This is a genomic window from Halobacterium sp. GSL-19 (genome assembly GCF_016917855.1).
GTDB classification, from domain to species: domain Archaea; phylum Halobacteriota; class Halobacteria; order Halobacteriales; family Halobacteriaceae; genus Halobacterium; species Halobacterium salinarum.
This window is the reverse complement of the sequence record NZ_CP070377.1, coordinates 1,506,096-1,520,820: the sequence shown is the minus strand read 5'-3', so window position 1 is coordinate 1,520,820 and position 14,725 is coordinate 1,506,096. Positions and strand designations below refer to the sequence as shown.

Here is a 14,725-nt window from a genome sequence, read left to right as displayed (position 1 = left end):
ATCATCGGGCTACGTACACCCATGGCATCGTACGGCGTGTTGGCGCTTGTTCCGCCGCTGCTCGCGATCGTGCTCGCGATGACCACCCGACAGGTGTTGGTGTCGCTGTTCGCTGGCGTCTGGGCCGGCGCGTTGGTCGTCGCACAGTGGAACCCGATTGCTGCGACCGCACTGACGATGGACTGGCTGGTCGCGGTCGTTCGAACGCCGTTCAACACGAAATTCATCGTGCTCATCCTGTTCATGGGTGCGGGAGCGGCGTTCATCTACCGCTCCGGGGGGATCCTCGCGCTCGAACGCTGGATCGGCAGCCGCATCTCGACCGCACGCGAGTCACAGATCCTGACCTGGCTGATCGGCGTGTTCATCTTCTTCGACTCGTACACGAGCACGGTCGTCACCGGCAACGCCACCCGGGAGCTCGCCCAGGACGCCGACTCCTCCCGCGAGATGCACGCCTACGTGCTCGACTCCACGACAGCGCCCGTGACGACGTTCGGGCCGGTGTCGAACTGGATCGGCTACCAGGTGTCGATGATCATCGCGGGCCTGGAGGCGGCTCGGGTCTCCGCGGCCGAGCTTGGGACCACTCCGTTCGGGCTGTTCTTGCAGTCGATCCCGTGGAACATCTACTGCTTCATGGCGTTTTTCATGGTGGGGTTCATCACCATCACCCAGCGGTTCTTCGGGCCGATGCTGGACGCCGAGTGGCGCGCCCGCACCACCGGTGACACCATCGCCGACGGCGCAACGCCGCTGTCTGACGTCTCCAACGACGTCGGCGACCCCAGCACGGCGAACCCCTCGTTGTTGAACTTCTTCGGGCCGATCGCCGTGTTGTTGGCCGTCGGTCTGGGGTCGATGTGGTATCTCGGCGGTGGCTACAAGCCGGGCGTCGACATCGCCACCGCCCTCCAGGAGACCGACGTCGCGATGGGGCTGCTCCATGGCGCGTTCGCGTTCATGGTCTCGGGCTTCGTCGGTGCGCTGGCGTACGGCACGATGGACCTCGAAGGCGCGACGGACACCATCGTCGATGGGTTCAAGACGATGAACATCGCGCTCGCGATCATCGTGCTGGCGTGGGGGATCGGGATGGCAGCCGAGAAGGTGGGGACCGCTGACTTCATCGTCACCACGCTGGTCGGCAGCGGCGTGCCGGCGGGCTTCCTCCCGTTGCTCGTGTTCCTCGCCGCGATGTTCGTCGCGTTCACCACCGGCACCTCGTGGGGGACGATGGCCATCCTGACGCCGGTCGCGATCCCGCTGGGATACAACCTCGCGGGCGCGGCGGTGTTGCCGGTCCTCGTCGGCGTGCTGTTCGGCGGCGCGATCTGGGGCGATCACTCCTCCCCGATCAGCGACACCACGGTGATGTCGTCGATCTTCGCGGGGTCGGACCACATCGACCACGTCACCACCCAGATCCCGTTCGCGGCGACGGCCGCGGGCGTGACCATCGTGATGTTGGTGTTGTACGCGGTCGGCCTGCGGTCACCCGTGGTCGCGCTCCCGCTTGCGACCGTGCTCACGCTCGGCGCTGTCGTGGTGTTGAACAAACTCGACACCCGCCGGAAGGGACTGCCCGAGGTGATGCCGCGGGCCGACGCCGTCGACGAGGCGGACCGCGAGGCGGCCGCCAACGGCACTCTCTCGCTGCCCGCCGCCGCCACGAGCTACGACTACCTCTCTCTCGTGCCGGTGGCCGCCGTCGGCATCGTCGTGTTGTATCTGTCCTTAGTGTTCGTGTTCGCGGCGCTGGGCGGGTAGGTCAGTCGTCGTCAGTTGCGGCCGCGTTGGCGGTCGGGGCGGCGGGCTGCGTGGCCGAACCCGCGCGGTCGTAGCCGCGGCCCGCAAGCACCAGCCCGAACAGCACCAGCGGCGAGAGGATGCCGAAGAAGTAGTACGGCGCCCACCACCACGAGATGGCTCCGGGCTGGCTGGTGTAGAGCGCGCCCGTCATGAACACGGCACCGGCGTGCCACGGGAAGAACGGCCCCGTGGGTGTGCCGGCGGCCTCGACCGCCCGTGAGAGGTCGCGCTCGTTGAGGTCGTATTCGTCATAAAGCGTGCGGAGGCTGACGCTCGGAACGACGATGCTCATGTACTGTTGGGCGGAGAACGCGTTCGTCGCGATGGCGGCGACACCGGTGCCGGCAACCAGCGATTCGGGCGACCAGATGGCGCGCGTCAGGTGGTGGGTGAGCGTCGGGAGGACGCCGGTGCGTTCGAGCAGGCCGCCGAGCGAGAGCGCCGCGACGACGACCGCGATCGTCCACGCGGACCCGGCGATGCCGCCCGTGGTGAGCAAGTTGTTGACCAGTTCACTCCCGGTCTCGGGGGTGGTGCCGTTGAGGAAGATGTCCCACGCGGCGGTGAACGAGGCGCCTTGGACGGCGATCGTGGTGAGCGCGCCGGCGAACACGCCCGCGACCAGCGAGGGGAGCGCCGGGTAGCCGCGGAACGCCAGGCCGAACGTGACGACCAGCGGCAGGAACACCAGCGGGCCGAGCGCGTAACTGCCGGCGAGGGGGCCGCTGATCGCGGTGACGTTCGCGGCACCGCCATCGACGATGAGCACGCCCAGCACCGCGTACGCGAGCACGGAGAGGCCGAACGCGATGGCGGTCCCGAGTCGCATGCCGTTGATGTGGTCGTAGAGGTCGGCGTTCGTGACGGCCGCGGCGAGGTTCGTGGTGTCCGACAGCGGGCTCTGTTTGTCGCCGGCGTAGGCCCCGGAGACGATCGCGCCGGCGGTCATTGGTAGCGGGATGCCCAGCCCGGAGCCGATGCCGACGAACGCGACGCCGAGCGTACCCACGGTGGTCCACGAGGAGCCGATGGCGAACGCGACGACGGCGGCGAGGATCGCCGTCACCGGGAGGAAGACGGCGGGCGTGAGCGCCCCCAGGCCGTAGTACATCAACCCGGGGATGGTGCCGGCGCTGGTCCACGTCGCGATGAGCCCGTAGATGACGAACAGGATCAGGATGGCTTGCAGCCCCATCCTGAGGCCGGCCAGCGCGGCGTCGGAGACGCGTTCCCAGTCGTAGCCCAGGTGGTAGCGCGCGAACAGCCCGGTGAACGTGATGCTCCAGAGGAGCGGCGCGTGTGGCGCAAGCCCGAGGTAGCCCGAGCCGACGCCCAGCGAGACGACGACAACCAGGACGGGAACCAGCGCCTCGGTCAGCGTCGGTTTCCGTGCGTCGTCGATGTCCTCGTAGGCAAGCGGCGTGAAGTCGCTCATCACCCACCGATAATTCACATCGGTAATTAAGCTCTACGGTTAGATTATCTCAGGACATTCTTGCCGGTGTCCAGACGCGTCGGGGATCCGTCACTCGTGGTTTTATCACCGATCAGTTCGTCAGTCCGCACATGCCCAGTTTCAGTGAGATGGACGTCGACACCATCTGGATGGACGGCGAGTTCGTCGACTGGGAGGACGCACAAGTACACGTCCTCACCCACGCACTTCACTACGGGTCCGGCATCTTCGAGGGGGTCCGTGTCTACGACACCGACAACGGCCCCGCGATCTTCCGGTGGGACGACCACCTCCAGCGGTTCTACGAATCGGCGAAACCCTACGACCTCGACATCGAGTTCACGCCCGACGAACTCACCGACGCCACCGTCGAGCTCATCCAGCGCCAAGACCTCGGGTCCTGTTACATCCGCCCGCTGGCGTACTACGGCTACGAATCACTCGGCGTCTCCCCCGGCGACTGCCCGACCGACGTCGCCATCGCCGCCTGGCCGTGGGGCGCGTACCTCGGCGACGACGCCCTCGAAAACGGCGTCGACGTGATGGTGTCGACGTGGCGCAAGCACGCCTCCAGCCAGATCCCGACGAACGCCAAAACCACCGGCCTCTACGTCAACAGCATGCTCGCCGGCGAGGAAGCCCGGCGCAACGGCTTCACCGAAGCCATCGTCCTCAACAAAGAGGGCAACGTCGCGGAAGGCCCCGGCGAGAACATCTTCCTCGTGCGCGACGGCGAACTCTTCACGCCCGGCCTCTCCGAGAGCATCCTCGACGGCATCACCCGCGACACCGTCATCACGCTCGCCGAGGAGCGCGGCTACACCGTCCACGACGACGTCTCGATCTCGCGTGGCGAACTCCACACCGCCGACGAGCTCTTCTTCACCGGCTCCGCCGCCGAAGTCACGCCGATCAAGCAAGTCGACAACGTCGAAATCGGCTCCGGAACCCGCGGCCCGGTCACCGAAGAGCTCCAGACCGCGTTCTTCGACCTCGTGGAGGCCGGCGACCGCGAGGAGTGGTTCCACTACGTCTGAAGCCGCCAGCGGGACCCGCCTGAACCGACCGCCGCGATCATTCCTCGTTTTCGTCGTCGTCGTCCTCCGGGAGCAGCTCGTCGATCGCCACCTCGCTGTCGTCGTTCTCGCCGAACCCGGCGCTCAGCACGCGCGTCAACGCGTCCTCGACGCCTTCGTCCGTCTCCTCCAGGTCCTCGGGCTCGACTTCCATCACGAACCCCGTGGTGATGTTCGGCGCGGTCGGCATGAACACCACCTCCCGGCCGTCCGGGGCTTTCTTGCCGGTCTTGAACGCGGTCAGTCGCATCCCCGGCCACGGCTCCACGCGCACCGGCTGCTGGAACTCCCCGGTACCGTCGGACAACACGGTCTCGACGGCCATCTTCGAGGCGTTGTACACGATCCGCAACACCGGCAGCCGGTTCATCACGTAATCGATGAGTGCCTCCAGAATGCTGCCCGCGGCCGTCCGCATCAGGTATCCCACCGAGAACACGATCAGCACGAACACCGCAAGCGTCGCGGCGACCGCCTGGTACTGCGTGTCGGTCAACTGCGTAAACAGGGTGATGTTCGAGAGCAATCCGAACAGCCAGTAGATCACGTACAGCGTCACCACGATCGGAACGAGAACGATCAGCCCGCTTGCGAAGTCCCGCTTCCAGGAACCCATATAGTATAGTTCAGAAACCGGTCACGTATAGTGATTTCGAGGCGTCACAGCGCCGCTAAACCCCCACTAAACTACCGTCCGAGGACCGCACGGAGCGCGAACACCAGGTTTTCCTTGCGCTCCATGGCTCGCCGATAGAAATACGAGAACCACTTGCCACCGTAGGGCACGTACTGGTAGGTGGGGACCCCCGTGGCAGCCAACTCCGTCTGTGCGTCCTCCCGGATCCCCATCAGCATCTGCACCTCGTAGTCGGTGCCGTACTCCTCGTGGAGCTCGGCGGCGTACGAGATCATCGCCGGATCGTGGCTGCCCACCGCCACGCCGTCGTCGAACTCCCGGAACATGAACTCCAGGTGTGTCCGGTACGCCTCGTTGACATCGGGTTTGTCCTGGTAGGCTACGTCGTCGGGCTCGTCGTATGCGCCCTTCACGAGCCGCACCTTCCCCGGCACGTCCGCCAGCCGGTCGAGGTCCTGCTCGGTGCGCTTTAAGTTCGCCTGCACACACAACCCCATGTTCCCGGCGTGGGTCCGGGCCAGCGACTCGAAGGTGTCCATCGTCGCGTCCGTCGTCTCGTGGTCCTCCATGTCGACCCACGCGAACACGTCGTGGTCGGCGGCCGCCGCCGCGATGGTTTCGAGGTTCTCCGCAAACACCTCGGGGCCGACGTCTAGTCCGATCTGGGACGGCTTCACCGACACACAGGCATCCACGTCGCTGTCACCGACGTCGGCCACGAGTCGCCGGTAGGCCGCCGCGTCCTCGTCGGCCGGCGGGCGCTCGTGGTAATGCTCGCCCAGCAGGTTCAGGATCGCCGTCACGCCGCGATCGTTCAGGTCCGCGGCGTACTCGATGGCTTCGGCCGGCGTCTCCCCCGCGACGAACCGGTTCGCGATGGGTGGTATCATACCAACCTCTCGTTCTCCACATGTCTTAAACACCCGGCCTCTCGGAATCCGCGGCTTTTTGCCGGGCGCGCGACCACCGACCCGCATGGACCTGGTCGGCACCGTTGTCGTCGCCGTGTGGGCGATGTTGCCCGCGTACGTCCCGAACAACGCCGCCGTGCTCGCGGGCGGCGGCCGCCCCATCGACGGCGGGCGCAGCCTCGGTGGCCGCCGCCTCCTCGGCGACGGGAAAACGTGGCGTGGCACCGCCGTCGGCACCGCCGCCGGCGTCGCGCTCGCCGTCGCGCTCAACGCGCTCCGGCCGGCCGCCGCCGACGCCCTCGGCGTCGTGCTGCCCGCGTTCCCGCCCGCGGCGATGGGCACGCTCGCGTTCGGGGCGATGGTCGGCGACATCGCCGCCTCCTTCCTGAAGCGCCGCACCGGCCGCCAGCGCGGGGCCGCCTTCCCGGTCGTCGACCAGCTGGACTTCGTCGTCGTCGCGCTCGCGCTCACCGCGCTTGCGGTCCCCGCGTGGGTCGGCGACACCTTCGGGCTGCCCGTGCTCGTCACCGTCGCCGTCCTCACGCCGGCCCTCCATCTCCTCACCAACGGCATCGCGTACGCCCTCGGCGTCAAGGACGAACCCTGGTAGCGGGCCGCCGCCCGGACCGGGGGGCTTTTGTCCCGCCGGCACCCCGTTTGCGTCGATGAGTGCAACTGACGACCTCGTGTCCGCACTCCGGGCCGCGGACGCGGTGCAGTTCGGCGAGTTCGAGCTCTCACACGGCGGCACGTCGGAGTACTACGTCGACAAATATCTCTTCGAGACCGACCCCGAGTGTCTGTCGGCCATCGCCGCGGCGTTCGCCGACCGCATCGACGAGGACACGACACTCGCGGGCGTCGCGCTGGGCGGCGTGCCCCTGGCCGCCGCGACCGCCACCGAGGCCGGCGTACCGTACGTCATCGCGCGCAAGCAGGCCAAAGAGTACGGCACCGCCAACCGCATCGAGGGCCGGCTCGAGGACGGCGAGGAGGTCGTGGTCGTCGAGGACATCGCGACCACGGGCCAGTCGGCCGTCGACGCCGTCGACGCCCTCCGGGACGCCGGCGCGACCGTGAACCGCGCGCTCATCGTCGTGGACCGCGAGGAGGGCGGGCGCGAACTGTTGGCCGAGCACGGCGTGGAAATGGCGGCACTCGTCACCGCCAGCGACCTCTTGGACGCCGAGTAACCCGGCTGTCAGGGTTGAGCACGGTCCGCCTGCGCCCCGCTTCGCGGTATTCAAGTTTGTGGAACCGTGTGGGTCGGTATGAACCGAGCTGAGAAAGCCACTCTCCAACTGCAGGCAGTCGACGTTCTCCGCACCCTCAAGGAGACCCGCACCTACGACGAGCTGTCCGCCGACACCGGACTCCCCGCCGGCGACCTGAACCGCTACGTCAACGGCCACGTGTTGCCAAGCGCCGACCGCGCCCGTGAGGTCGTCCAGAACGCCGGCGCGGACCTCCTCCAGGCGGAACTCGCGGCCCGCGTGCACGTCGACGACGACGGCTACGTTGACAACTCCGGGATCGTCTTCGACCAGTCGTTTCTCGAACTGGTCGCGCCCGTCGCCGCCGAAACGTTCGACTTCGACGCGCCCGACGTGGTGCTGACGGCCGCCACCGACGGGATCACGCTGGCGGCGGCGCTGGCTGGCTACTACGGCGCCGACTGCGCGTACGCCAAGCAGTCCAAGGAAACCGCCGTCGAGGAGTTCGTCGAAGCCCGCCAACGCCTCGAATCCGGCATCGAGTTCACGTACTATCTGCCGGCGTCGGCGCTCGACGACGGTGACACCGTGCTCGTCGTCGACGACCTCATCCGATCGGGGGAGACCCAGGAGCTGCTGTTGGACATCGCCGACGCCGCCGGCGCGGACGTGACCGGCGTGTTCGCGCTCATCGCCGCCGGGGAAACCGGCGTCGACCGTGCCCGGGAACGCACCGACGCCCCGGTCGGCGCGCTCACCGATCTGGACGACCTCTAGCCGGATTCTATCCGTAATTGTGCATTATTTTCACCACAAACTCCCATAAGCAACCACGAACGTCGAACGTGTACAACAAGGCTCAAGTACGTCCTGGGGATGTGGCCACACGTGCATCATGGGGCTCGCTGAGTACTTCGGATTCGACGACCACGACACCGACCTGCGGACGGAACTCGTCGCCGGGCTGACCACGTTTCTGGCGATGTCGTACATCGTCCTGGTCAACCCCGTCGTCATGACACAACGCACGACGGCCGGCGAGGTCGTCAAACCCGGCATCGCGCTGGCGAACTACAGCCACGACCAAACCGTCCAAATGCTGGCGGTCGTCACGCTCCTGGCGTCCGGCGTCGCCATGCTCGTCATGGCGTTCTACGCCAACCGCCCGTTCGCGCTCGCGCCCGGCCTGGGCCTCAACGCCTTCTTCGCGTTCACCGTCGTCGGCACGCTCGGCGTCCCCTGGCAGACCGCGCTCGCCGCCGTCTTCACCGAGGGGCTGCTGTTCATCGTGCTCACGGCCGTCGGCGCGCGCGAATACGTCATCACACTGTTCCCCGAACCGGTCAAGCTCGCGGTCGGAACCGGCATCGGGCTGTACCTCGCGATCATCGGCCTCGAAGCCATGGGCATCGTCGTCGGCGACGCCGGCACCATCCTCGCGCTCGGCAACCTCGCGCAGAACCCCGTCGCCGTCGTCTCCATTCTGGGCCTGTTTTTCACCATCGCGCTCCACGCCCGCGGCGTCACCGGCAGCATCGTCCTGGGCATCATCGCGACCGCCGCCACCGGCGGCGTGCTCACGTTCGCCGGCGTCGTCGACCCCGGCGTCCTCATCGGGGACTTCGTCCGCACCGGCGGCATCGCCACCCAGCGCCTCCCACACGCCCAATACGACATCACGCCGCTCGTCGGCGCGTTCCTCGCCGGCTTCCAGGACATCGACGCGTTCAGCTTCGCGCTCATCGTGTTCACGTTCTTCTTCGTGGACTTCTTCGACACCGCCGGCACGCTCGTCGGCGTCGGCCAAGCCGGCGGCTTCCTGAACACCGACGGCAACCTCCCCGACGCCGACGAACCGCTGATGGCTGACGCCATCGGCACCACCTTCGGCGCGATCATCGGCACCTCCACGGTCACCACCTACATCGAATCCGCGACCGGCGTCGAGGAAGGCGGCCGCACCGGCATGGTCGCGCTCGTCGTCGCCGTCCTGTTTTTCCTGTCGCTGCTGGTCGTCCCGCTTGCCGCCGCCATCCCCCAGTACGCCAGCCACATCGCGCTCGTCGTCGTCGCGTTGCTGATGCTCGCGAACGTCACGGCGATCGACTGGGATGACATCACGCACTCCATTCCCGCCGGCCTCACCATCATCGTGATGCCGTTCACGTACTCCATCGCGTACGGCATCGCCGCCGGCATCGTCTCCTACCCCGTCGTCAAGGTCGCCACCGGCGACGCCGACGAGGTCGCCATCGGCCAGTGGCTGCTGGCCGCCGCGTTCATCGTCTACTTCTACGTCCGCACCAGCGGCGTCCTCGCCGCCGCCGTCTGATCCGCGAACCGGCTGTTCCTGCTCGGTCCACCGCACTCTTCACTCGCTGCCCCGTATACTGGTGTATGTCGCTGGAACTCTACAAGCTCCCGGGCTGCCCGTACTGCGCGAAAGTCGAAACGAAACTCGACGAGCTCGGCCTCGACTACGTCGAACACGAGGTCCCCAGCTCGCACAGCGACCGTGACGCCGTCGAATCGGTCAGCGGACAGACCGGCGTGCCGGTGCTCGTCGACCCCGACCACGACATCGACGGCATGCCCGAAAGCGACGACATCGTCGCCCACCTCGAACAGCACTACGCCGAGTAACTGCCCGCTGGCAGGTGCCACTGACTTTTTGAGCACCGCGCGCGTCAATCGGCACATCCGTGCGCGTGGCTCACCGAGTGCAGTCGATCATCGACGCGTTGGCATCGACACAGGCACGCTTCGCCGTCACCGCGGCGCTCGCCGTCGTCGCGGTCGGTGCCGCGTGGCTGGTCGCCCCCCGCATCATTCGCGGCGTCCACCGCCAGCTCACCGCTCGCGTGCTCACCGACGACCGCATCCCCGGCGACCCCACGGCGTTCTCGATCGACTTCCCGACCGGGATCGTCGTCAGACTGACTCAGGCGGTGCTGCTCGCGGCCGCCGCGCTGCTGGCGCTTCTCGTCTGGGGGTACGTCGACCTCGTCATGCTGGCGGTGGCGAGCCTCGCCGACCTGCTGCCCGTGGCCGTCCGGCTCGCGGTCACGATCGGGATCGCCGGAGCCGCCCTGGTCACTCTCGACGTGGTCGACGCACGCATCACCGCCTACGCCGAGGCCTCCGACACCCTCACCCAACACCAACAGGGCGTCGTATTCCGCGTGTTACAGATCACCGTGCTCGTCGCCGCCGGGATCGCCGCGCTCACGATCTGGGGGGTCGATCCCAGTGGCCTCCTCGTCGGCGCGGGGTTCCTCGGGATCGTCATCGGCACCGCCGCCCGCACCACCATCGGCTCGCTCATCGCCGGGCTCGTGTTGATGGTCGCGCGCCCCTTCGAGATCGGCGACTGGATCGCGCTCGCCGACGCCGAGGGCACCGTCACCGACATCACCGTGGTCAACACCCGCGTCCGCAACCCCAGCGGCGAGGAGGTGGTGATCCCCAACGAGAACGTGTTGAACGCGACGATCACGAACCGCACGAGCCTCGACCGGCTTCGGCTCTCCGTTGCCGTCGGCGTCGACTACGACGCCGACATCGAAACCGCCGAGGACGTCATCGAGGACGCGATCACCGACGTGTCGCGGATCCTCGATACGCCGGCCCCGCAGGTCGTGCCGACGGCGCTCGGTGACTCCGCGATCGTCCTGGAGTGTCGGTTCTGGATCACCCACCCGAGTCCCGCCAAACGCAGCATGGCAACCGCGGCGGTCGTGCGCGCGGTGAAAACAGCCCTCGACGACGCCGACATCGACATCCCGTACCCCCACCGCCAGCTCCTCACCGAGGACGACAGCCTCCAGGCTTAGGCCTCCTGGAGGTCGCCGCGGTCGGCCAGCAGATCCCGGAGGTCCTCGGAGTCGTCGACGTTCGCCAGCTCCTCGCGCTCCACGATCGCGGTGTCGTCGACGGACTCCCGGCCGGCCTCGTCGACGACGTACACCGCCCGCGTGTGCGTGACCTCGCCGACGGAGCTCATGATGCGGGCGCGCTTGACGGCGGCCTCGGTGAACGCCGAGTGCCCGGTCAGCAGCCGGTCGTGGCCCGCGCCCGCCTCCCCGACCGCTTTGAACGGCGCTTGCACCGTCGGATGCACTTCGAACCCCACTCGCGCGAGCACGGACAACACGGGCACGTCCTCGGGGGCCGCCTCCGGATCGTCCGGGGTCGGATCCGTGTCCCGGACGTCTTCGGCGCCGTCCATCACGTCGACCGGTGCCGTGAGCTCACCCCCGAAGAGGTCCTCCAGGCGCATCGCCACCTCGATGCTCGCGTTCATTCCGTCCTCGTATTTCGAGACCGTGCGCCGTGACACGCCGAGCTCGCTGGCGAGCTGGCCGAGGCTCAACCGTTCGTCCTCGCGGCGGTCCGCGAGCACGTCGCCGTCGATGTTCACGTACAGCCCGCCGGGTGCCGCGTACACGAGCGGCGGGATCCCGTCGACGAACAGTTCCATCGCCGTATCGGGGTTGAACACGGGGACGCCGTGGCGGAAGTACACCACCCCCGGATCGAGGTCTTCGTCGCGCGTTCGCAGTCCCACGACCAGTGGCGTCGCGTGGAGATACGTTCCCAGCCGCCGCATCTCGGCGCCCGTCTCAGCGTCGAAGGCGTCGATGTTCACGAGGACCTTCATCAACACCACGTCGCTGCCGCGCCGCGCGGCGACGTCGAAGCTCTTGGGCCGCGTCGCACACCGGTCGCTCACCGAAAAGCCCGCGTCTGCGAGCATCGCGGTGACGTTCTCGATGAGAGCCGACCGTGACATACCACGGTGATAGGTCTTTGCCACCATATATGCGTTGTGACGGTGCCAGCGCCGCTGGCCCTGTTTCTACTCCGCGCTCGGTTCGGCCGCCGTGACCGCAACGTCGAAGACGGCCACCCGCGTAGGGCGCGCCATGACCGTCGTGGCGCTGGACGACACGGACTCCCGGACCGCGGGGATGTGTACGACGTACGCCGCCCACCTCGTCGCCGAGGAACTCCGGGCCGCCGGCTGCACCGTCCACCGCGTGCTCCTCGTGCGCCTGAACCCCGCGGTCGCGTACAAGACCCGCGGGAACGCCGCCCTCGCCGTGCACGCCGACGTGGACCCGCAGGTCGGCTTCGACACCGCGCGACGGATCGTCGACGCGCACGCCGAGACCGACGACGACCGCACCAACCCCGGGGTCGTCGTCGCTCACGACGCCGACGCGCCGGCTCCGGTCGCCGCGTTCGCCCACCGCGCGCTCCGCGCCGACATCGACCCCGCCGACGCCGCGGCGCTGGCGGCCGCCCACGGCTACCGAACCGCCGGCTGGGGGACCGGCCGCGGCGTCGTGGGCGCGCTGGCCGCCGTCGGCGCGTGGACGGCGTTCTCCGACTGGACCTACGAGTGCATCCAGTATCGCCCCCGCGACCGCTGGGGAACCACCCGGCGTGTCGACGCCGACAGCGTGTTCGCTGCCGCCGACGACGCCTACCCCGCCGCCTGGGACACCGTCGACCACGTCGAGGACGACCTCGTCTGCGTGCCACACACGCCGGGGCCGATCCTCTACGGCATCCGGGGCGACGACGCCGACGCGGTCCAGGCCGTCGCCGCCGACATCGACAGCGAGCCGCCCCACGCGCGCGAGCTGTTCGTCACCAACCAGGGCACCGACGCCCACCTCGCCGACGCACCGCTTGCGGACGCCCGCGACGGCCGCGGCTACCGCGTCGAGGGCGTCGTTGCCGACCACCCCGAAACCCGGGAGGGCGGCCACGTGTTCGTGCCGATCACCGACGGCGAGGCGACGCTGGCCTGTGTGGCGTTCGAACCCACCAAGCGGTTCCGCGACCACGTCCGCAACCTCCGCCCCGGCGACCGCATCACCGCCTGCGGGGAGGTCGCCGACGGCACGCTCAAACTGGAGAAGTTCGCCGTGCGCGGCCTCACACGCACCACGCCGACGACCCCGGTGTGTCCGGACTGCGGGACGACCATGGAGAGCGCGGGCGCAACCCAAGGCTACCGGTGCCGGGACTGCTCGACGACCGCCCCCGGGACCGCCCACCGGCTCATCGAGCGCGCGCTTGACCCCGGCTGGTACGAGGTGCCGCCGTGCGCGCGCCGCCACATCGCACAGCCACTGGTCCGCGGTGACTGGGACGCGGCGGTTCATCCGGAGCGATAGATAAGTGTTTTACGGCGATTTTCGTGCAGCCGTAGCCCACCCCCACATTTTACCGTCTCGTTGTCGAAACTCCGCGTATGTCACCGGGCAGTCGCACTCACCGTGACGACGACGCCGTAACGCCGGACGAACAGCCGACGAGCGCTGCGTCCGGCCGAGTGCTCGCTCGGGTTGAAACGGCCACCGACGGCCACGAGGAGTGCACGCTGTTCCCCGCGGACGCCGACCCGGACACGCTCGTCACGACGTGGATCACCGCCGCCGACGACGCGTTCACCGCCCTCTCGGAGTGGCGTTAGGGCTTCTTCAGGCCGCTGCCGGTCAACGCAACGACCACGTCATCGCTGTCACCGACCACGCCGCGGGCTCGGTACGCCGCAAGCCCCGCGACAGCCACCGCACTCGTCGGCTCGACGTACAGCCCGGCCTCGTGCAGCGACGCCAGCGCGTCCGTGGTCGCTGACTCGTCACACGCCACCACGTCGCCGTCGGTCGCCGCCACCGCAGCCGCCACCTGATCCAGGCGGGCCGGCGACCGGATCTGAATCCCGTCGGCCGCCTCGTTGACCGCGTCTTCGTCCGATGCCGACCCGTTGACCGCCGCGGCGACCGGCTCCACGCCCGCCGCCTGCACGCCCAGCAGTCGTGGCATCGATTCGATCCAGCCGCCCGCGGCGAGCGCCCGAAACCCCCGGTACGCGCCCAACAGCAGCGTGCCGTGGCCGACGGGCACCACCACCGCGTCCGGCGCACGCCACCCCCGCTGGGCGGCGATCTCGTAGGCGACCGTCGCCGTCCCGGCGTAGAACGACGGCGACCACGCGTGGCTGGCGTACCACGCGTCGCTCCCGACGGCCTCGCTGACGCACGCCTCGGTCACCGCACGCCGTCCGCCCGCCACCGGCACGGTCGTCGCGCCGGCGGCCTCCATCGCGTCCAGCTTCGCCGCCGGGGCGTCCGCTGGCACGTAGATCTCCGCGTCGATGCCCGCCCGCGCGGCGTACTGCGCGACCGCCGCCCCGGCGTTCCCCGACGAGTCCTCGACGACGCGATCCACACCCAGCGCCGCCGCCCGCGTCATCAGCACCGCCGCGCCGCGGTCCTTGTAGCTGCCCGACGGACACACGTAATCGAGTTTGAACTCGGCGTCCCACTCGGACGCCGACACCAACGGCGTCCACCCTTCCCCCAGCGACACGGCATCGTCGGCGGCCACCGGCAGGAACTCCGAGAACGCCCACAGCCCCGCCGTCGGATCGACCGCCGTCGGGTCCCCGGTCGCCCGTGGGCGCTCGGCGAAATCAACGGCGTGCTCACACGCCCGGCAGCGCCACGGCTCCTCGGGACCCGTCTCGTACGTCGCGCCACACGACCGGCACACAAGCATACGGTGTTCATCGCCGCCCCGCCACGTCAGCCCAGCGGTGTCGC

15 protein-coding genes are annotated in these 14,725 nt (G+C 68.6%); 10 read left to right on the top strand and 5 right to left on the bottom strand.

What is annotated here, in order from left to right:
• Nucleotides 1–21: 21 nt before the first annotated feature.
• Entirely contained in the window at nt 22–1,770 is a 1,749-nt protein-coding gene (locus tag JT689_RS09890; protein ID WP_205251106.1) for a Na+/H+ antiporter NhaC family protein, read from the top strand.
• Nucleotide 1,771: 1 nt separating this feature from the next.
• Here the strand turns inward: JT689_RS09890 and JT689_RS09885 are convergent, their stop codons facing one another.
• The gene (locus tag JT689_RS09885; protein ID WP_205251105.1) at nt 1,772–3,247 is read right to left on the bottom strand and encodes a Na+/H+ antiporter NhaC family protein; all 1,476 of its coding nucleotides are present in this window, start codon (nt 3,245–3,247) and stop codon (nt 1,772–1,774) included.
• Between the two features lie 131 nt (nt 3,248–3,378).
• Between JT689_RS09885 and JT689_RS09880 the strand changes: the two genes are divergently transcribed.
• Complete coding sequence (locus tag JT689_RS09880; protein WP_010903564.1) at nt 3,379–4,305, top strand: branched-chain amino acid transaminase; 927 nt, start codon at nt 3,379–3,381, stop codon at nt 4,303–4,305.
• Nucleotides 4,306–4,342: 37 nt separating this feature from the next.
• Here the strand turns inward: JT689_RS09880 and JT689_RS09875 are convergent, their stop codons facing one another.
• Together JT689_RS09875 and JT689_RS09870 are read right to left on the bottom strand one after the other, a co-directional pair.
• Complete coding sequence (locus JT689_RS09875; protein WP_010903563.1) at nt 4,343–4,960, bottom strand: DUF502 domain-containing protein; 618 nt, start codon at nt 4,958–4,960, stop codon at nt 4,343–4,345.
• Nucleotides 4,961–5,031: 71 nt separating this feature from the next.
• On the bottom strand, nt 5,032–5,871 hold the full coding sequence (locus JT689_RS09870; RefSeq protein WP_010903562.1) for a proline dehydrogenase: 840 nt from the start codon (nt 5,869–5,871) through the stop codon (nt 5,032–5,034).
• Nucleotides 5,872–5,956: 85 nt separating this feature from the next.
• Here JT689_RS09870 and JT689_RS09865 point away from each other — a divergent pair, with 85 nt between their 5' ends.
• The 6 genes from JT689_RS09865 to JT689_RS09840 all read left to right on the top strand — a co-directional run bounded on the left by JT689_RS09865 (nt 5,957) and on the right by JT689_RS09840 (nt 10,939).
• The gene (locus tag JT689_RS09865; protein ID WP_012289436.1) at nt 5,957–6,502 is read left to right on the top strand and encodes a CDP-2,3-bis-(O-geranylgeranyl)-sn-glycerol synthase; all 546 of its coding nucleotides are present in this window, start codon (nt 5,957–5,959) and stop codon (nt 6,500–6,502) included.
• 55 nt (nt 6,503–6,557) lie between these two features.
• Nucleotides 6,558–7,085 (top strand): orotate phosphoribosyltransferase, encoded by a 528-nt coding sequence (pyrE, locus tag JT689_RS09860; RefSeq protein ID WP_205251104.1) that lies wholly within the window; start codon nt 6,558–6,560, stop codon nt 7,083–7,085.
• 78 nt (nt 7,086–7,163) lie between these two features.
• The gene (locus JT689_RS09855; RefSeq protein WP_010903559.1) at nt 7,164–7,883 is read left to right on the top strand and encodes a phosphoribosyltransferase family protein; all 720 of its coding nucleotides are present in this window, start codon (nt 7,164–7,166) and stop codon (nt 7,881–7,883) included.
• Nucleotides 7,884–8,001: 118 nt separating this feature from the next.
• Complete coding sequence (locus JT689_RS09850) at nt 8,002–9,438, top strand: NCS2 family permease (protein ID WP_010903558.1); 1,437 nt, start codon at nt 8,002–8,004, stop codon at nt 9,436–9,438.
• Between the two features lie 65 nt (nt 9,439–9,503).
• A complete protein-coding gene (locus tag JT689_RS09845) occupies nt 9,504–9,749 on the top strand; it encodes a glutathione S-transferase N-terminal domain-containing protein (protein ID WP_010903557.1) in 246 nt (81 codons plus the stop codon).
• A 77-nt stretch (nt 9,750–9,826) separates the two neighbouring features.
• On the top strand, nt 9,827–10,939 hold the full coding sequence (locus tag JT689_RS09840) for a mechanosensitive ion channel family protein (RefSeq protein WP_229373362.1): 1,113 nt from the start codon (nt 9,827–9,829) through the stop codon (nt 10,937–10,939).
• Here JT689_RS09840 and JT689_RS09835 read toward each other — a convergent pair.
• Nucleotides 10,936–11,898, bottom strand: coding sequence for a transcriptional regulator (locus JT689_RS09835; protein ID WP_012289434.1), 963 nt, complete (start codon nt 11,896–11,898; stop codon nt 10,936–10,938). The two genes, JT689_RS09840 and JT689_RS09835, sit on opposite strands and share 4 nt — an antisense overlap.
• 133 nt (nt 11,899–12,031) lie before the next feature.
• Here JT689_RS09835 and JT689_RS09830 point away from each other — a divergent pair, with 133 nt between their 5' ends.
• Nucleotides 12,032–13,294: a tRNA(Ile)(2)-agmatinylcytidine synthase gene (locus tag JT689_RS09830; protein WP_205251103.1), complete on the top strand. Its 1,263-nt coding sequence runs from the start codon at nt 12,032–12,034 to the stop codon at nt 13,292–13,294.
• Nucleotides 13,295–13,371: 77 nt separating this feature from the next.
• A complete protein-coding gene (locus JT689_RS09825) occupies nt 13,372–13,593 on the top strand; it encodes a hypothetical protein (RefSeq protein ID WP_010903553.1) in 222 nt (73 codons plus the stop codon).
• On the opposite strand, the gene JT689_RS09820 is transcribed toward JT689_RS09825, so the two are convergent.
• Complete coding sequence (locus JT689_RS09820; protein WP_010903552.1) at nt 13,590–14,681, bottom strand: threonine synthase; 1,092 nt, start codon at nt 14,679–14,681, stop codon at nt 13,590–13,592. The two genes, JT689_RS09825 and JT689_RS09820, sit on opposite strands and share 4 nt — an antisense overlap.
• Nucleotides 14,682–14,725: the final 44 nt, after the last annotated feature.